This window comes from Enterobacter sp. ECC-249 (assembly GCF_043965265.1).
Classification (GTDB): domain Bacteria; phylum Pseudomonadota; class Gammaproteobacteria; order Enterobacterales; family Enterobacteriaceae; genus Enterobacter; species Enterobacter quasiroggenkampii.
Genome location: NZ_CP143660.1, coordinates 3659563 through 3678160 on the forward strand (window position 1 = coordinate 3659563; position 18598 = coordinate 3678160).

Annotated in this window: 17 protein-coding genes; 7 read left to right on the forward strand and 10 right to left on the reverse strand. The window is 56.1% G+C overall.

From position 1 onward, the window contains the following. Positions 1–118: 118 nt before the first annotated feature. Together dusC and V1587_RS17465 are read right to left on the reverse strand one after the other, a co-directional pair. Positions 119–1051, reverse strand: coding sequence for a tRNA dihydrouridine(16) synthase DusC (dusC, locus tag V1587_RS17460; RefSeq protein WP_371897284.1), 933 nt, complete (start codon positions 1049–1051; stop codon positions 119–121). A 41-nt stretch (positions 1052–1092) separates the two neighbouring features. Then, positions 1093–1890, reverse strand: coding sequence for a helix-turn-helix domain-containing protein (locus tag V1587_RS17465; RefSeq protein ID WP_371897285.1), 798 nt, complete (start codon positions 1888–1890; stop codon positions 1093–1095). A gap of 59 nt (positions 1891–1949) precedes the next feature. Between V1587_RS17465 and V1587_RS17470 the strand changes: the two genes are divergently transcribed. The 6 genes from V1587_RS17470 (at position 1950) to V1587_RS17495 (ending at position 7303) form a co-directional block, all read left to right on the forward strand. Beyond that, on the forward strand, positions 1950–2660 hold the full coding sequence (locus V1587_RS17470; RefSeq protein WP_371897286.1) for a type 1 glutamine amidotransferase: 711 nt from the start codon (positions 1950–1952) through the stop codon (positions 2658–2660). A gap of 184 nt (positions 2661–2844) precedes the next feature. After that, entirely contained in the window at positions 2845–3240 is a 396-nt protein-coding gene (locus V1587_RS17475; protein ID WP_023312463.1) for a CidA/LrgA family protein, read from the forward strand. After that, positions 3237–3932, forward strand: coding sequence for a CidB/LrgB family autolysis modulator (locus V1587_RS17480; RefSeq protein ID WP_029740398.1), 696 nt, complete (start codon positions 3237–3239; stop codon positions 3930–3932). The genes V1587_RS17475 and V1587_RS17480 overlap by 4 nt, the downstream gene beginning before the upstream one ends. Before the next feature lie 129 nt (positions 3933–4061). Then, positions 4062–4946, forward strand: coding sequence for a cytidine deaminase (gene cdd, locus V1587_RS17485; RefSeq protein WP_371897287.1), 885 nt, complete (start codon positions 4062–4064; stop codon positions 4944–4946). Between the two features lie 127 nt (positions 4947–5073). Next, entirely contained in the window at positions 5074–5790 is a 717-nt protein-coding gene (gene sanA, locus V1587_RS17490; RefSeq protein ID WP_008500918.1) for an outer membrane permeability protein SanA, read from the forward strand. Between the two features lie 124 nt (positions 5791–5914). Then, positions 5915–7303, forward strand: a complete 1389-nt coding sequence (locus V1587_RS17495; RefSeq protein ID WP_371897288.1) for a glutamine synthetase family protein — start codon at positions 5915–5917, stop codon at positions 7301–7303. Positions 7304–7353: 50 nt separating this feature from the next. Here V1587_RS17495 and mglC read toward each other — a convergent pair whose 3' ends face one another. From mglC to V1587_RS17530, 7 genes are all read right to left on the reverse strand, one after another. Continuing rightward, positions 7354–8364 (reverse strand): galactose/methyl galactoside ABC transporter permease MglC, encoded by a 1011-nt coding sequence (gene mglC, locus V1587_RS17500; RefSeq protein ID WP_029740401.1) that lies wholly within the window; start codon positions 8362–8364, stop codon positions 7354–7356. A gap of 15 nt (positions 8365–8379) precedes the next feature. After that, positions 8380–9900 (reverse strand): galactose/methyl galactoside ABC transporter ATP-binding protein MglA, encoded by a 1521-nt coding sequence (mglA, locus tag V1587_RS17505; RefSeq protein ID WP_148242272.1) that lies wholly within the window; start codon positions 9898–9900, stop codon positions 8380–8382. A gap of 79 nt (positions 9901–9979) precedes the next feature. Further along, entirely contained in the window at positions 9980–10978 is a 999-nt protein-coding gene (gene mglB / locus V1587_RS17510) for a galactose/glucose ABC transporter substrate-binding protein MglB (protein ID WP_014884564.1), read from the reverse strand. Between the two features lie 294 nt (positions 10979–11272). Beyond that, positions 11273–12295, reverse strand: a complete 1023-nt coding sequence (gene galS / locus V1587_RS17515; protein ID WP_371897289.1) for an HTH-type transcriptional regulator GalS — start codon at positions 12293–12295, stop codon at positions 11273–11275. Positions 12296–12450: 155 nt separating this feature from the next. After that, entirely contained in the window at positions 12451–13608 is a 1158-nt protein-coding gene (gene yeiB / locus V1587_RS17520; protein WP_395314436.1) for a DUF418 domain-containing protein YeiB, read from the reverse strand. Positions 13609–13627: 19 nt separating this feature from the next. Next, on the reverse strand, positions 13628–14296 hold the full coding sequence (gene folE, locus V1587_RS17525) for a GTP cyclohydrolase I FolE (protein WP_008500927.1): 669 nt from the start codon (positions 14294–14296) through the stop codon (positions 13628–13630). 102 nt (positions 14297–14398) lie between these two features. Further along, positions 14399–15469 carry a YbfB/YjiJ family MFS transporter gene (locus V1587_RS17530; protein WP_395314437.1) on the reverse strand — a complete coding sequence of 357 codons (1071 nt, stop codon included), beginning with the start codon at positions 15467–15469 and terminating at the stop codon, positions 14399–14401. Between the two features lie 138 nt (positions 15470–15607). Here V1587_RS17530 and fghA point away from each other — a divergent pair, with 138 nt between their 5' ends. Then, the gene (gene fghA, locus V1587_RS17535) at positions 15608–16435 is read left to right on the forward strand and encodes an S-formylglutathione hydrolase (RefSeq protein WP_371897292.1); all 828 of its coding nucleotides are present in this window, start codon (positions 15608–15610) and stop codon (positions 16433–16435) included. A gap of 103 nt (positions 16436–16538) precedes the next feature. Here fghA and cirA read toward each other — a convergent pair whose 3' ends face one another. Then, positions 16539–18509 (reverse strand): catecholate siderophore receptor CirA, encoded by a 1971-nt coding sequence (gene cirA, locus V1587_RS17540; RefSeq protein WP_371897293.1) that lies wholly within the window; start codon positions 18507–18509, stop codon positions 16539–16541. Between the last annotated feature and the right edge of the window lie 89 nt (positions 18510–18598).

An 18598-nucleotide genomic window follows, 5' to 3' on the forward strand; every position in this document is an offset into this window, starting at 1 on the left:
TTGCCTGTTAACCAGTAACAATCCTGCGTTGAAAACAGTGGCACCTTAACACCGTCGCGCCACGTTGAAAACCTGAACTGTTTTCTGCTTTAAAAAAGTGTGAGCAATTTAACGCTTATTATTTTGACTGAATCACCCGGGCAATATCAGCCGACGTCTGTAAAGTACGAATCTCCTGAAATAACCCCAGCGCTTCATCGTACTCTTTGCGTAAATAACTCAGCCACTGCTTAATTCGCGCGACGTGATACAAACCGGTGTCGCCCTGCTTTTCCAGACGGCTGTATTTTTGCAGCAGCGTGACGACGTCTGCCCACGGCATCCGCGGTTCGTTATATTTCACCACCCGGCTGAGGTTAGGCACGTTCAGCGCGCCGCGGCCGATCATTACCGCGTCGCAGCCGGTGGCCTGCAGACAGGTTTGCGCGCTCTCGTAGTCCCAGATTTCGCCGTTGGCGATCACCGGAATGGTGAGGCGTTTGCGGATCTCACCGATCGCCTGCCAGTTTATGCGATCGGCTTTGTAGCCATCTTCTTTGGTACGGCCATGCACCACCAGCTCGGTGGCTCCGGCCTGCTGCACCGCATCGGCGATCTCGAACTGCCGCGCGTCGCTGTCCCATCCCAGGCGCACCTTAACCGTCACCGGCAAATGCGCGGGTACCGCCTCGCGCATGGCCTTCGCGCCGCGGTAAATCAGCTCAGGATCTTTCAGCAACGTCGCCCCGCCGCCGCTGCCGTTCACCAGCTTCGACGGACAGCCGCAGTTGAGATCCACCCCGTAAGAGCCCAGCTCAACCGCCCGGGCGGCGTTTTCCGCCAGCCATTCCGGATACTGGCCGAGCAGCTGAATACGCACCAGCGTGCCGGAAGAGGTCCGGCTCTGGTTGTGCAGCTCAGGGCACAGACGGTAGAAGGATTTTACCGGCAACAGCATATCGACCACGCGCAGGAACTCCGTCACGCAGAGATCGTAATCATTCACCTCGGTCAGAAGCTCGCGCACGAGGGAGTCGAGCACGCCTTCCATTGGGGCCAGTAAAACACGCATAGCAGTACCTGTGAAAAAAGACGCGCTATAGTAGCCGCTCTCTATACCGCTGGGAAGCGCTTCTGTTCAGGCAGAAAGTCACCCGGCGTTGCCCCAACAATGGCGCGAAATGCCGCCGCAAATGCCGCCTGGCCGGAAAACCCCAGCATCCAGGCCACCTGCTTTACTGGGTATCCGTTTGCGAGCAGATCCAGCGAGGCACAAATCCTTGCACGCTGTCGCCAGGCCCGGAAGCTAAAGCCGGTATCTTTGATAAACGCGCGTGAAAATGTGCGTTCAGACATCGCGGCCCGTTCCGCCAGCCTTTCCAGAGAAAGATCCCAGAGATTGTTGGCAATGATGTCACAGGCAACGCGATGTAAGCGCTCATCCACGGGCATCGGTAATTCGGCCGAGATTTGCTGAGCTTCACTGAGGATATCGAGCAGCAAAACGGCCATGCTGCGCTGGATGGCTGGCCGGTATTCCGCGCTGAACAGCCCGGCAATCAGCTCTTTGAACAACGCGGTTGCCATAATCACGTGAACCTCGTCTTTCCGCTTAAAGGGCTCGCATTGCGCTATCAGCGCCGGGCTAAACCAGACAGCGCGCAGCTCCGTTGTGGATAACACGCGGTAGGTATGCTCCTGGAAGGGAGGGACCCACAGCGCGCGCTGCGGCGGTATGACCCAGCGCTTGCTGCCGGTTTCGACCAGCATGACCCCTTTGATGGCAAACAAAAGCTGTCCCTGCGAATGCTGGTGAGGCGGATCGATTTCGCCGCGCGTATAGCGGATTGCTCCTCTTGACCATCCGATGGCATCGTCGTGAATTGGCGTTTTATCGATAACGGTTGGCATTTCACATTCCCCCCTTCCTCTTATGATGCTGCTTGTACACGTAACCAGAGAGAGACGCAATGCACATCCATTTTATTATTCATGAACATTTCGAGGCGCCAGGCGCCTATGAAATCTGGGGGAAAAATCGCGGCTGCAGTCTGAGCTACACCAGAGTGTATCAGGGCGATCCGTTACCCGAGGCGCTGGGGCACATAGACCTGCTTATCATCATGGGAGGCCCGCAGTCACCCGCCACCACGCTGCAGGAATGCCCCTGGTTTGATGCGCAGGCGGAAAAAGCACTCATCAGCCGCGCGATAAAGGCAGGTAAAACGGTGATAGGCGTTTGCCTGGGCTCACAGCTTATCGGCGAAGCGCTGGGCGCAGCGTTCTGTCATAGCCCGGAAAAAGAGATCGGCAAATTCCCGGTCAGGCTCACAAATGCAGGCAAGGCGAATCCGCTGTTTGAGGACTTTGGCAGCGTGCTGAACGTCGGTCACTGGCATAACGACATGCCAGGGCTGACGCCGCAGGCTAAGGTTCTCGCTTACAGCGAGGGCTGTCCCCGCCAGATTGTGCAATACGACGAACGGGTTTACGGTTTCCAGTGCCACATGGAACTAACGCCGGAGGTGGTAGAGTTGCTGATTGAGCATTCACAGAACGACCTCCGTCGCGCGGGTGAATACCGTTTTGTCGAAACGGCAGAAAAGCTCCGCTCGCATGATTATCGCGAAATGAACCAGGTGCTGTTTTCTTTTCTCGATAAACTGACCGCCAGATGCTGATGCATTCTCTGGCGCGCCACGTCGCCAGCGCAACCCCTTTCCTCTAAACTGTAGCCTGCACCAGTAAGGTGATACCGGACGTTCCATTCTGGAATGTCTGGTATGCTCAAATTTCATGATGTGATCCGTGGCACATTTTTAGGTTTAATTGTATGATGAATGCGTTTCAGCAAGGACTATCACCATGAGCAAATCATTGAACATTATCTGGCAATATCTGCGCGCATTCGTCCTGATTTACGCCTGCCTGTATGCCGGGATTTTCATCGCGTCGCTGCTTCCCATCGTCATTCCCGGCAGCATTATCGGCATGCTGATCCTTTTCGTTTTGCTGGCGCTGCAAATCCTGCCCGCAAAATGGGTCAACCCCGGCTGCTTCGTCCTCATTCGCTATATGGCGCTGCTTTTCGTGCCAATTGGCGTCGGGGTCATGCAGTATTTTGATTTGCTCAAAGCCCAGTTCGGCCCGATTGTGGTCTCCTGCGCGGTCAGTACGCTGGTAGTTTTCCTGGTAGTGAGCTGGAGTTCGCATCTGGTGCATGGCGAACGTAACGTGGTCGGGGAGAAAACAAAAAAATGATGGCCAATATCTGGTGGTCGCTGCCGTTAACCCTGGCGGTGTTCTTCGCCGCGCGCAAACTTGCCGCGCGTTTCAAAATGCCGCTGCTGAACCCGCTGCTGGTGGCGATGGTGGTGATTATTCCGTTCCTGCTGCTCACCGGCATTCCTTACGAACGCTACTTTGCCGGCAGTAAAATCTTAAACGACCTGCTGCAGCCTGCCGTTGTGGCGCTCGCTTTTCCTTTATACGAGCAGCTCCACCAGATCCGCGCCCGCTGGAAATCCATCATTACCATCTGTTTTGTGGGCAGCCTGGTGGCGATGATCACCGGAACGTCGGTAGCGCTGCTGATGGGAGCCTCTCCACAGATTGCCGCCTCTATCCTGCCTAAATCGGTGACCACGCCTATCGCGATGGCTGTCGGGGGCAGCCTCGGCGGCATTCCGGCCATCAGCGCGATGTGCGTCATTTTCGTCGGTATTCTCGGCGCGGTGTTTGGTCACACCCTGCTGAACGGGATGCGTATTCATACGAAAGCGGCGCGGGGACTGTCGATGGGAACCGCCTCGCACGCGCTGGGCACGGCCCGCTGCGCGGAGCTGGATTATCAGGAAGGGGCGTTTAGCTCGCTGGCGCTGGTGATCTGCGGGATTATCACCTCCCTGCTGGCTCCGTTTATTTTCCCGCTGATTCTGGCGGTGATGGGCTAAAATTTGCGATACGTCGCGCAAATTTCATTTTGATTTCATAAGTTGCATACATAATGAGAAGTGGATCACATATAAAGCCCTGACGGCTCCGTAAACTACCGATCCATTAACCTTTATGAGGCAAACGCCATGCACCCACGTTTTCAAGCTGCTTTCGCCCAGCTTGCAGAGAATTTGCAGTCAGCCCTTGCTCCCGTTCTGGCAGATGCGCACTTCCCCGCCCTGCTGACCGCGGAGCAGGTCACGTTGCTGAAACAGGCAACGGGACTGGACGAAGACGCGCTGGCTTTCGCACTGCTTCCTCTGGCTGCCGCCTGCGCGCGGGCCGATCTCTCCCACTTTAACGTCGGGGCCATTGCGCGCGGCGTTAGCGGCACCTGGTACTTCGGCGGCAACATGGAGTTCCTGGGCGCAACCATGCAGCAAACCGTGCACGCCGAGCAGAGCGCAATCAGTCACGCCTGGCTGCGCGGTGAAAAAGCGCTGAGCGCCATTACCGTTAACTACACTCCGTGCGGCCACTGCCGTCAGTTTATGAACGAGCTGAACAGCGGGCTGCAGCTGCGCATCAATCTGCCAGGCCGCGCGCCGCATACCCTGGGGGATTATCTGCCTGACGCGTTTGGCCCGAAAGATCTGGAGATCAAAACGCTGCTGATGGACGATCAGGACCACGGTTTCGCCCTGTCCGGCGATGACCTGAGCCAGGCGGCGATTACCGCCGCCAACAAGAGCCACACGCCTTACAGCAAGTCCCCGAGCGGCGTGGCGCTACAGTGCCGCGATGGCCGAATCTTCACCGGCAGCTATGCGGAAAACGCCGCGTTTAACCCAACGCTGCCGCCTCTGCAGGGCGCACTCAACCTGCTGAGCCTGAACGGCTATGATTATCCTGACATTCAGCGCGCCATTCTGGCTGAAATTGCCGATGCGCCGCTGATTCAGTGGGATGCCACTGCCGCAACGCTTAAAGCGCTGGGCTGTACGACGATTGACCGCGTACTGCTGGCGTAATCCTTCCGGCGGGCAGAAATGCCCGCCAGTTTGCTGAAAAACCCCTCAGTTGAGTCGCTGTTTCTTGCGCTAACCAGGCGGGTAAAGTAGCCTGAGTTAAATTTCACCTTCGGTACGAGCCATCTGCATGTTAAAGCGCGTTTTTTACAGCCTGTCTGTCCTGGTCGGCATACTGCTGTTGATCGTGCTCGGTCTCGACCGCTGGATGAGCTGGAAAACCGCTCCCTACATCTTTGACGACCTGCAGGACCTGCCCTATCGCCAGGTTGGCGTGGTGCTCGGCACCGCCAAGTATTATCGCACCGGCGTCATTAACCAGTATTACCGTTACCGAATTCAGGGCGCGCTGAACGCCTACAACAGCGGCAAGGTGAACTACCTGCTGCTGAGCGGCGATAACGCCCTGCAAAGCTACAACGAACCGGTGACGATGCGTAAGGACCTGATTGCCGCGGGCGTGGATCCTGCCGATATCGTGCTCGACTACGCCGGGTTCCGCACCCTGGACTCCATCGTGCGCACGCGCAAAGTCTTCGACACCAACGACTTCATCATCATCACCCAGCGCTTCCACTGCGAGCGCGCGCTGTTTATTGCCCTGCATATGGGCATTCAGGCGCAGTGCTACGCGGTGCCGTCGCCAAAAGATATGCTTAGCGTGCGCGTCCGCGAGTTCGGCGCCCGCTTTGGTGCCCTTGCCGATCTGTACATCTTCAAACGCGAACCGCGCTTTTTAGGCCCGCTGGTGCCGATTCCGGCGATGCACGAAGTACCGGAAGACGCGCAGGGTTACCCGGCCGTCACGCCCGAGCAGCTGCTCGATATGCAGAAAAAAGAGAAATAGCGGGACCGCCTTTATACTTTCTTTACGCCGGGCCTGACGCTTTTTATCTCCCCTTTACGTCGGCTCTTTTAAGCTGAGTTCACTGCCGCTACGGCTTCATTGAAGAATGACTATGAACTCGATAATGAATGCGTTTTTCCTCAAAAGTCTCCGCCCTTACTTTAACTTTCCCGGCTTATCACTCCCTGGCGCACTCCATTCTGGTCTCTGGCTGGATGAAAAAATTGACGCCCTGCAGCACGACGTTGCCGTGGAAGTGGCCGATTATCTGGAACGTTACCCGCAGACGAAACATGTTGACGTTTACCTGAACGATATCAACGGCACGATGCGCGGCAAGCGCCTCTCAGTGGAGAGCATGCTGAGTCTGGAAAAAGGCTGTTATTTTCCGCTTTCCGTTTACTCAATGGATCAAAAAGGAAAAATCGCCGCCCCGCTTCATGATGAACCGGACCGGCTCTGCGTTCCGGTCGCCGGCTCTTTGCGTCCCTGTCCGCAGGATCCGGAGCACAACGCGCAGATCCTGCTGACGATGAAAGACAGCGGCGGTAACCCCTGCCCGCTTGAGCCGCGCGCGATACTGCAGAACGTCGTGGCCCGCTTCCACCGGCACGGCCTTTTCCCGGTGATTGCCCCGGAAATCGAGTTCTATCTGACGGGGCAGGGCGATCGCGATCCGCAAAATCAGGGCTGCTTTCATATGGATACCTCGTCGGCGCATGCGGCGCTGTTTGACGAGCTGGAACAGCTGGCTCACCTGCAGCGCATCCCGCTGTCAGGGGTCGTAGCGGAAGCCGAGTCCGGTCAGTACGAATTAAACCTGAAGCACAGCCATCGCGTCGTTGAGGTCTGCGATAACGTGCTGGCGCTGCGTCGCCTGACCCGATACGTTGCCGAAAAGCACGGCCTGCAGGCCAACTTTATGGCTAAGCCATTCAGCCAGCTGTCCGGTAGCGGTTTGCACATCCATTTCAGCCTGAACGATAGCCGCGGCGACAACGTTTTTGCTTCCCCGGTGAATGCGCCGAGCAGCATGATGCGTTTGTGCATCGCGGGCCAGCTGGCGCTGATGCCCGCCTCCGTCGCCATTCTTGCGCCGGGGGTCAACGCGTTTCGTCGCCTGCGTAAAAACCTGACGGAACCCGTCTTTAACTCCTGGGGCTATAACACCCGCTCCGCCGCCTTGCGTATTCCCTGCTCGGATGACCACAACCGTCGTATTGAGTACCGGCTGGCCGGAGCCGATGCGAATCCGTATCTGGTGGCGGCCACTATCCTTACCGGCATGCTCTACGGGCTGGAAAACATCGACGAGGAGGATTTGCCCGAACCGCAGCACGATCGGCCCGAACTTCCCCTGTTCCAGCAGGAGGCTATTGAGGCCTTTGCCCGCTGTCAGTATCTCACCGACAGCCTGGGCGACGCCTTTTCCGAACAGTGGGTCGCCTGCAAGCTTTCTGAACTCGACTGGTTTGAGCGGATTGTGACGCAGGAGGAGTTCCATCTGGCATAGGGCATAAAAAAAGCCCGCTCGGTGAGCGGGCCGGGTATAGCGAGAGACGATTATTTCTTACGCGCGTACTTCAGTGAATCCAGCGCAACCGCGAAGATAATAATGGCGCCCTTGATGATGTACTGCCAGTACGGGTTCACGCCGATATAGGTCAACCCGTAGTTGATGACGGTGAAGATGATCACACCGGTCACCACGCCGAGCACCGTCCCCACGCCGCCGCTGAAGGAGACGCCGCCCACCACGCAGGCTGCAATCGCATCCAGTTCGTACATGAAGCCAAGGTTGTTCGTGGCAGAGCCGATACGGCCCGCTTCCAGCATCCCGCCGAAGGCGTAGAACACCCCGGACAGCGCATAGATGAAGAGCAGGTTCAGGGCAACGTTTACGCCGGAAACTTTCGCCGCTTCCGGGTTACCGCCGATAGCGAAGATGTTTTTACCAAAGCGCGTTTTGTTCCACAGGATCCAGACGAAGGCCACCGCAATCAGCGCATAGAAGGTGATATACGACAGGCGGAAGCTGCCCAGCGCGATAAACCCTTGCGTAAAGGTCGAGAAGCCGCTGTCAAAGCCCGAGATAGGTGAAGCACCGACAAAGTCGTAGTACAGGGAGTTGATACCGTAAACGATGATCATCGTACCCAGGGTGGTGATAAACGGCGTCACGTTCAGGTAGGCGATGATAATACCGTTGATCAGACCAATCACCGCACCGATGGCGCAGACAATCAGGATCACCACGAAAATCGGCATGGTGGCCATTTCCGGGAAGACCTTGTTGGCGTTTTCCATCGACTGCAGCAGGGTTGCCGCGATAACCGCCGCCAGACCTACCTGACGCCCCGCGGAGAGGTCCGTCCCCTGGGTCACGATCAGGCCCGCCACGCCCAGCGCAATGATAATACGCACGGAGGACTGGGTCAGAATGTTACTCAGGTTCAGCAGGCTTAAGAACGTAGGGTCCTGGAAAATGATGATTGCCAGCAAGACTAAAAGAACAACGTAAATACCGCCTTCTTTCAGGTAAGTGAGAAAACTTTTTTTATTTAACGCACTCATGAGGAGCCCCTGATCTTAAAGGTGCAAAGACGCAAGACGCAAAATTTCATTTTGCGTTGTCGTTTTGGTGTCAACAATACCGGCGACGAGACCATTGCTCATAACCAGAATACGGTCCGTGATCCCTAACAATTCCGGCATTTCGGAAGAAATAATAATGATCCCTTTATTCTTTTTCGCCAGCTCGGCAATCAGCTGATAAATTTCAAACTTCGCGCCGACGTCAATACCGCGGGTCGGCTCATCCAGCATCAGAATTTCTGGCTGCGTTAATAACCAACGGCCAATAATCACTTTCTGCTGGTTACCGCCTGACAGCGAACCAATCTGGGTGCGGTGGCCTGGCGTTTTCACGCGCATGGAGTCTATTACCCATTGGGTATCGCTCTTCATGCGGGAGTTATCCAGCAGCCCGACTTTGTTTTTGTAATTGCGAATGTTAGAAATTAACGAGTTAAAGTTAATATCCAGATAAGCATAAATACCGGTCGAACGACGCTCTTCCGTCACCAGCGCAAAACCATTATTAATGGCTTCGTTGGCGTTGTGGTTATTGATTTTCTTACCGTGCAGCGTAATGGTGCCTTCGGCTTTCTCACGAATGCCAAACAGGGTTTCCACGATATCGGTGCGTTTTGCGCCGACCAGACCGGCAATCCCCAGGATTTCACCCTTGTGCAGGTCGAAGGAGACATCGCGGATGGACGGCTGGCGTAACGAGGTCAGATTACGCACTTCCAGAATCACTTCGCCCGGCTTGTTCTCTTTATCCGGGAAGCGCTGGTTCAGGGAGCGGCCGACCATCATGGCGATGATCTTGTCCATGTCCAGCCCTTCCAGCGGCTGCGTGGCAATCCACTGGCCGTCGCGCAGGATGGTGATCTCATCGCACAGCTGGAAGATCTCTTCCATTTTGTGGGAGATATACACAATGCCGCAGCCGCGATCTTTCAGCTTGCGAATAATGGTAAAAAGGTGATTAACCTCTTTTTCCGTTAATGACGATGTCGGTTCGTCCATGATGACGATTTTCGCATCATAGGAGAACGCTTTGGCAATTTCGATCATCTGCATCTGGGAGACGGATAATGTTCCCACGCGGGCGCGCGGATCGATATCAATATCCAGCTCGTCGAAAATCGCCTTGGTGTCGCGATACATTTTTTCCTGATCGACAAAGACACCCTTGGTTGGATAACGCCCCAACCACATGTTATCCATGACTGAACGCTGCAGAACCAGGTTTAATTCCTGGTGAACCATCGAGATACCGTTTTCCAGTGCTTCTTTCGCTGAATGGAAATCGATCTCTTTCCCCTGAAAAAGAATGCTGCCAGAATCTTTTTGATAGATCCCAAAAAGACATTTTAATAATGTTGATTTACCCGCACCGTTCTCCCCCATTAAGGCGTGAATAGAGTGAGGACGAACTTTTAAATTAACATTATCGAGTGCCTTAACGCCGGGAAATGACTTGTTGATACCGCTCATTTCCAACAGGTATTCACCGGATGACTGAGTAGTTGTGCTGACCATAATTATACCTTGTTGGCCTCGCATATCGCGTTATAAAAGGGCGCAACGAATTGCGCCCAGTGGAGACAGTACCGCTTACTTATTTACCGATAAACTCAGCCAGGTTGGACTGGTCTACGCCCACGTAAGGTACGCGAACGATTTTGTTGTCAATTTTCCAGCTGGTGCCATCAGCCGCACCTTTGCCATCGGCCAGGTTTTTCGCCAGATCGAAGGTCGCTTTCGCCTGGTTGTTGGCATCGTTCAGCACGGTACCGGCCATCGCACCGGATTTAACCAGCGCCAGCGCTTCTGGCAACGCATCCACGCCGAACACAGGAATGGAGGATTTGTTGTGTGCTTTCAGCGCTTCTACCGCACCCATTGCCATCGCATCGTTGTTGGCGATAACCACTTCGATTTTGTTGGCGTTAGGGCCGGACAGCCACGCGTCCATCTTATCTTTCGCCTGAGCGGTATCCCACATCGCGGTATCTAACGCCAGCTGCTGGGTTTTCAGACCTTTGTCGTTCAGCTCTTTGATAACGTAAGTGGTACGCGCTTCAGCATCCGGGTGGCCTGGTTCGCCTTTCAGCAGCACGAACTGAATCTGGCCGTCTTTGTTCAGATCCCAGTTCGGGTTCGCCGCCCAGTGTTTGGCGATCAGATCGCCCTGAATAATACCGGACTCTTTGGAGTCGGTACCGACGTAATACGCTTTATCGTAGCTATCCAGCGCCTTACGGGAAGGTTCTTTGTTGAAGAAGACGATCGGCACGTTCTGGCCGCGCGCTTTTTCAATAACCGTGCCTGCTGCAGCCGGGTCAACCAGGTTGATGGCCAGGGCTTTCACGCCTTTCGCCAGCAGAACGTCGATCTGGTCGTTCTGTTTGGACTGGTCGTTCTGGGAGTCGTTCATCAGCAGCTGAACGTCTGGCGCTGCTTTCGCATCTTTCTCAATCGCTTTACGCACAACAGACATGAAGTTGTCGTCGTATTTATAGATGGTCACACCAATACGGGTATCCGCAGCGTGCGCTGCTGCACCAAAAAGCATGCTTGCCATTACAGCAGACAGGGTCAACACCTTCTTATTCATGGTATCTCCGGTTTTTTTATGCAGGGTAGTTCTTGTGAATAACGATCGGCGGGCAGGTGTTAATAAAACGTTACTGACAGCCGAAGTTCACTTATAAAATTTCTATCTTCCGTGTTCGGTAACGCTCCAGAAATGCGTTTTATTCGTTGTTTGCGGCTCGTTGGCTATAGTGAAAGTGAATAATCACCGTTACATAGCGTTTCAGCTCCTAAAACGCTGACATCATAGTCAGCGCCTTGTTAAGATACTGTGAATTTACTCACAGATTGAAAACGGTTACATCACCTGATGTAATCAGTTAGTGATCGGAACCACAATTTGCCTGGCCGCGACGGAGTGGCGGCGCACTAAAGTCGGCATGAAACAGTGCGTTGCGCCCGGATCCAGCAGCCCTGCCGCCCCCTGTAACGCCAGCTCAGTCGCCAGTTTCGCCATAGAAGCAATGGGGTAACGCACCGTTGTCAGCTGCGGGTCGGTGTAACGGGCAATCGGAATATCATCAAAACCAATGAGTGATAAATGCTGCGGCACCGCAATGCCGTTATCCTTCAGCGCCGTCAGGGCGCCAGCCGCCATGCTGTCGTTATAGGCAAACACCGCAGACAGCTGCAGGTTGCGGCCCAGCAGCTCCACCATTGCCGCCTCACCGCCCTGCATGTCCGGCGTGCCGGTGCCCGTCCAGCTTTCAGACGGCGTAATGCCGTGCTCTTTCAGGGCGTTCTGCCACCCCTCGCGCCGCAGATCGTCATCTTCAATCTGATGGCTGGAGGCCAGATAACCGATCCGCTGATGCCCGTTGTTGATGAGCATTTTCGTGGCCATCATGGCGCCGCTAACGTTATCCAGCCCGACGCAGCGGTGGGCATAGCCCGGAACGATGCGGTTGATCAACACCATGCCCGGGATCTGATCCATAAAGCCGGTTAGCTCTTCATCACTTAAGGCTTTTGAGTGGACAATCAAGGCGTTACAGCGCTGGCGGATCAGCACTTCGATGGCATGGCGCTCTTTTTCGGCCTCATGATAGCTGTTGCCGATCAGGACGTATTTCTGATGCTGCTGGGCGACCACGTCGACCGCTTTCACCAGCGCGCCGAAAAAGGCATCTGATACATCCATCACCACCACGCCGATGGTGTCGCTGACCTGCGTCGCAAGCGCCTGCGCATTGGCATTTGGCCGGTACCCGAGCTGGGTCACGGCTTTCATTACGGTTTCACGGGTTTCAGGGCTGACCAGCGCGCTGTTGTTGAGCACGCGTGAGACGGTAGCCACGGAAACGCCCGCCTGACGGGCGACGTCACGAATGGTGATCATATTCACCATCCTTCAAAGGATTGCAGCAACTCACAGACACCCCCTGTGTTTAGCAAGGTGGCTATTTTGGCAGCGAGAGAAAGGGGACTACGTGAAGAAGCTCACACTCATGAAAACGCTTACATCCGTTTTGTTAATGATTGTGATCCAGATCGTTATCTGGATGTGTTTTTCAATGATACCCCTGAAGCATGTGCGGTTAACTGACGCCACACCCACTCCAGCGGTCCCTGGCGGAAATAACGTAGCCAGAGCACAGAAAACGCCAGGTTTACTACCCAGACCGGGATAACAAACGCCAGCAGCGTAAGGCGGTCGAATTTCATAAACAGGCCAAAGCGATAGAAAAGCGTGGTGCAAATCAGCGTTTGCAGGAGGTAGTTGCTCAACGCCATACGGCCCACGCAGGCGATAGCGCTGACGATCCACAGGCGGGAAAGCATTGGCCAGAAGCCATAGATCAGCGCCGCATAGCCGATGGTCTGAAACGGCGCGCTCAGTTCGCGCGGCACCTGGAGCAGGAACGCGCACCAGCGGTAATCCCAGTGGATATGCCACTGCATAATTACCGCCGGGAGGTTAATCAGAACGCCGAGCAGCACCAGACCGGCGCCGGTACGACGATAGTGACGCAGGCTGAATTCGCCTTTCAGCCAGCCGGTGCGCATCAGTGACGCGCCCATCAGCATCATGCCCGCCAGCTGCCAGCCGTATTGCGCCCCGAGCGCAAGGAGGTTATCCCCCAGCATATCCGCGCGGTTGCTTATCGCTTCCGTACCGCCTTTCAGCTTCCAGTACTGTTCGTACTGCAGGTTAGCGGCATCCGGTATCCAGGAACGGTTTGTCGCCTCGCCGGAGATCATCCCCAGCAGCAGCAATACAGCAAGCCCCATGACATAGAGCATCACCCCGGTGTTGAACAGGCTTTTAACGCTGTGCGCATCGCGAATGAGGCGCCAGCAGATGAGCCCGACTAACCCATAGGCAAGAAGAATATCGCCGTCCCAGAAGAACAGGCCGTGAATAGAGCCGAGGATAACCAGCAGCGTCAGGCGCGACTGGATCCAGCGCGTGCCGCGTTTGAGGAGAAGCTGCAGGCCTGCGCCAAACAGAAGGGCAAAGAGCGTGAGGAATTTGACCTGCGCAAAGAGATCGAGGATTGCCCAGGTCCAGGCATCGCTGCGCGTGATGTCGCCATACCAGGCAGGATTGAGATAAGCCGCCTTCGGCAGACCGAAGGCGCTGATATTAAGCAGCAGGATACCGAGAATGGCGACGCCGCGAACAAAATCGAGCGTGACGTTTCGCTCCATGGTCCCTGCCCTGTAAGACTTAATTGTGGTGACGTACCGCGCGCAGGAACTCCTGGCGGGTATTCTGGCTCGATTTAAACAGGCCGCCCAGCGAAGTTGTTGTGGTCGCGCTGGTTGCATCACGCACGCCGCGCGCCTTGACGCAGTAGTGAACCGCGTCGATAGAGACGGCCACGTTATTGGTACCCAGCAGCGTTTGCAGCGCGGTCAGGATCTGCTGCGTCAGACGCTCCTGCACCTGCGGACGCTGAGCGAAGAACTGCACGATGCGGTTGATCTTCGACAGCCCAATCACCGTATCTTTTGGGATATACGCCACGGTCGCTTTGCCGTCGATGGTGACGAAATGGTGTTCGCAGGTGCTGGTCAGCGTGATATCGCGCACCGTCACCATCTCATCCACCTTCATCTTGTTTTCAATGACGGTGATTTTCGGGAAGTTGGCGTAATCCAGCCCCGAGAAAATTTCGTCGACATACATTTTCGCGATGCGGTGCGGCGTCTCCATCAGACTGTCGTCACTCAGATCGAGATTCAGCAGCTCCATGATGTCGGTCATATGACCGGCAATCAGACGCTTGCGGGTTTCATTGTCCAAGTCCTGTACGGGCGGACGCAGTGGCGTTTCAAGACCGCGCGCAACCAGGGCTTCGTGGACCAGGGCAGCTTCTTTACTGAGTGATGACATTTTGTTCTCCTGCAGGTGTGGCGTCTTTTGCCCTCGTTGTGGCAAAAGTATGCGTTCATTGTGCGTGAGGCGGCGCACATAATCCAGTATTCACGACGATAATTATTGCAATTGCTGTTGCCTTTCAGCGTGACGATTCCAGACCAGGGCTCCCCCCACGAACAGCGCAATGCCCGCCAGCCCCAGCGCGGGCTCCAGTCGGTGGGTAAGCCAGGTTGATAACGCCGAGGTCATCGGGCCAATCAACTGCCCAATCGCATATCCGGTGGTGAGCAGGCCGGCCATATAGCGCGTGTGGTTTGGCGCCAGTTCGCGACCGTATAAAAGCGAGAGCTGCACGGCACACAAAAAGCCGCCGCCCACCAGCAGCCCGCCCGTCAGCAAACCGCCAATCCCCGGCAGCAGCCAGGCCGCCAGCACGCCCGCCCCCTGTAACCACAGGACTATAGCCAGCCTGCGGTTAGCCGTTGAGGTATGGCGTAAAAGAATACTGAGCGCAATGCCCACCACGGCGGCGATACCAAAAATCGGCCAGACAAACTGCGCAAACAGGCTGCCGGGAAAACGCACGGCCGCCATTTGCGACAGGAAGGTCGCCGGGAGGATATAGCCAAAACCGGCCAGGCTGTAGCTCCAGACCAGGCGCTTTAAATCCGCCGTCAGCACCAGCGCCAGCACGCCGTAGATTTGCCATGCCGCCCCGGCCGAAAGGGATTTTGCCTGGATATAGACGGCGAGCAGGCCGCTCAGGGCAATCCCCGCCCCCGGTCCGGCAAACACCGCAGCGCTCAGGCCCGGTTTACCCAGCTGTCCCAGCCGTTCGTTGGTCCAGGCGGCAATGAGTACCATCGACCAGCCGCTCATACAGCCAATCACGAAGCGCAGCAGGCCGTGCACGACGGCGTTCTCCGCCGCCGCGGAGAGCAGCGTCAGCGCCACCGCGCCGGTGATGCCAAGCCAGAGGCGCGTTTCCACAAAGCGGTGCGCGCGCATCGCATCCCACGCGCCCACCAGATAGCCCAGATAATTCATCGCCGCGACCAGACCCGCGCTGGTCAGCGTAAGCTGCCCGGCAGCAATCATCAGCGGCACCTGAGGCGTAAAGGCAAAGCGCCCTATCCCCATCGCCACCACCAGAACGACAAACCCACTGAGCGCAATACGCAGCGCCATGACCGCTCCAATTGTTAAAGAAAAGTAAATTTATGATGCAGCATCTCGTCGTCTGGCGAAAGTGAAAGTTACTCACAGGTCAATGAAAAGACTGTATTATGGTTTTTATGAATACGTATTCTCATTAAGGAGCCCTGCATGGAACTGCTCGAAGAGCACCGTTGTTTTGAAGGTCGACAGCAGCGCTGGCGGCATGACTCCACCGTCCTGAACTGTGCAATGACGTTCAGCATTTTCCTGCCGCCGACGGAAAATCCGCCGGTTCTGTTCTGGCTTTCAGGCCTGACCTGTAACGACGAAAACTTCACCACCAAAGCGGGCGCGCAGCGTATTGCTGCCGAGCTGGGCATTGCGCTGGTGATGCCTGACACCAGCCCGCGCGGCGATGATGTGGCCGACGATGCCGGATACGATCTGGGCAAAGGCGCCGGGTTTTATCTGAATGCGACCGAGCAGCCCTGGGCGCGCCACTACCGCATGTATGATTACCTTCGCGATGAACTTCCTGCGCTGGTGCAGTCGCAGTTTGCGGTCGGCGAGCGCTGCGCGATCAGCGGCCACTCGATGGGCGGACACGGCGCGCTCATCATGGCGCTGAAAAATCCGGGGAGATACGTCAGCGTGTCGGCATTTGCGCCAATTGTGAACCCAACGCAGGTGCCGTGGGGGCAGAAAGCCTTCACGAACTATCTGGGTGAAGATGAAGCGAAATGGCAGGAATGGGACAGCTGTGCGCTGATGCTGGCCAGCAGCTCAGCAAATGCGATCCCGATGCTTATCGATCAGGGTGATGCGGATCAGTTCCTCGCCGGACAGCTACAGCCTGCGGTGCTGGCAGAAGCGGCACGCCAGAAGGACTGGCCGCTGACGCTGCGCATTCAGCCGGGATACGATCACAGCTATTACTTCATTGCGTCCTTTATTGAGGATCATCTTCGCTTCCATGCGGAGCATTTATTTGCATAAGCGCTGCCTGTTTTGCCCGGTGGCGCTTCGCTTACCGGGCCTACGGGCCTGTGCCCTTATGTAGGCCGGGTAAGGCGCAGCCGCCACCCGGCACATGGCTGGATCAGAACTTATAATCCACGCCGACAAAGTAGCGACGGCCATCTTCCGTGTAGCTGTAATCGTCACGGCTCAGATCTTTATCCAGCAGGTTCTGCACGCCCGCGCGCAGCTTAACGGCTTTCGTTACCTGCCACGCGGCACCGGTATTCCAGATCACGTAGCCGCCCGGCGTTGGTGCACTGCTGGTCAGCGCGCGTTTCTCACCGGTGTAGTTGCCCTGAACATAGAACGACCAGTCCTGCGTTGCCTTCCAGTCAACGGTCCCGTTGGCGGTGTGGAACGGCAGATCGGACAGCGGCTTGTTGCCGCCGTTGCTGATATCACGACCGTCGTTATAGGTGTAGTTCAGCGTCACCTTCCAGTCTTCAGCAACCGGGAACTTAACCTCTGTTTCCACCCCGCGGATGCGCGCCTTGTTAACGTTGTAATACCGGAAAATCGGTTCACCGTCCGCATTCAGGCCAACGTAGTTAGGGTAGCCCTGGGCCTGTTTCGCATTGGCCGTACGGCTGATGCTGATGCGGTCATCCACATTATTCTGGAAGGTAGTGACGCTGGCCTGCACGCCCTCCAGCCATCCCTCTTCCCCGCTGTAGTACAGACCGAATTCGAAGCTCTCGCTGGTTTCCGGCTTCAGATCCGGGTTACCGACAATCTCACAGGCACCGCGACACGAGCCGGTGACCCAATCCGGGCTCAGCTGCAGCAGTGACGGCGCTTTAAACGCGGTAGCCCAGCCCCCTTTCACCGTTACGGTATCGGTCGCGTTGTAGACCAGATAGGCGCGCGGGCTCCAGTGATCGCCGTAGGTATCATGGTCATCCATACGGATGCCGGTGGTCAGCGCCAGAGGTTCAAAGATACGCCACTCATCTTCAAGGAACAGGGCATACTGGCTTGTCGACGTACTGCTGCTGGAACCGCCCGTCAGGTTGACAGGATCCTTCAGCTTATCGTGACGCCATTCGCCGCCGAAGGTCATCAGCTGGTTGATTTCGCCCAGCGGCAGCACGTATTTTCCGTCCACCGCGTTGCTCTCGGAGGTGATCGGATTGCTGTTGCCCGGGTTTTTGTTATCTACCTTTTCGCCGTAAACCTTCAGCTCGCTGTTGCCGACGCCCCAGCGACCGTTGTGGCTGAGCGAGTAGTTCTGGCGCTCAAGGCGGTTTTTGTCGAGGGAATCCGAGTCACGATCCTGACGATCGAAACCGTAGCCCGCCGTAAAGTCATGATTTTCAGACGGCGTCCAGGCGAATTCCACATTCGCATCGCGGCTGGTAAAGCCTTCAATGCGCGGCGTTTCACCGCTCGCCGTGGTAGAGGACTTCTGCTGACCGTCTTTCTCACGCTTCGCGAGGCTACCGTAGGCTTTCAGCCCCAGCAGACCGTCCACCAGCGGACCGCTGGTATAGAACTGACCGTTATAGGTGTCTCCACGGTCGCGATGTTCCTGAATTGTGGAATCGGCGCTCAGGGTGCCCGTCCATTTCTGGCCGATTTTTTTGGTGATAATGTTTACCACGCCCCCCAGCGCATCGGAGCCGTAAAGAGAAGACATCGGTCCGCGCACCACTTCAATTCGTTCGATGGCGTCAACCGGCACCCAGTTGAGGTCGAAATCATTATGGCGGAACACCGCGTTACGGGAATTAACGCGCTTGCCGTCGATCAGAATCAGCGTGTAGCTGCTGTCCAGTCCACGGATACTTACCCCTTTACGGTTGTCCCCTTCGCTCGTGAGCTGAACGCCCGGCACATCCCGTAACACATCTTTCAGGTTCTGAACGGGTTTGCGCTGCAAATCTTCCTGGGTAATCACGCTGATGCTTGCCGGTGCGTCTTTCAGGTTTTGCTCGGTCGCGGAGGCCGTGACAACCATTGTGTCGCCGGATTCCGCTGCGATAACAGGCAGGGCCAGGGACATTGCGGACGCACAAAGTCCTCCCCTGACGAAGGGATTCAACCTAAACATTCCATATCTCCATGAGGTAAATACAACTAAATCAAATCATCATTGCTCACAGCGTCTTCCCTGCCGCCCACATCTGCGGTGGGTCGGTG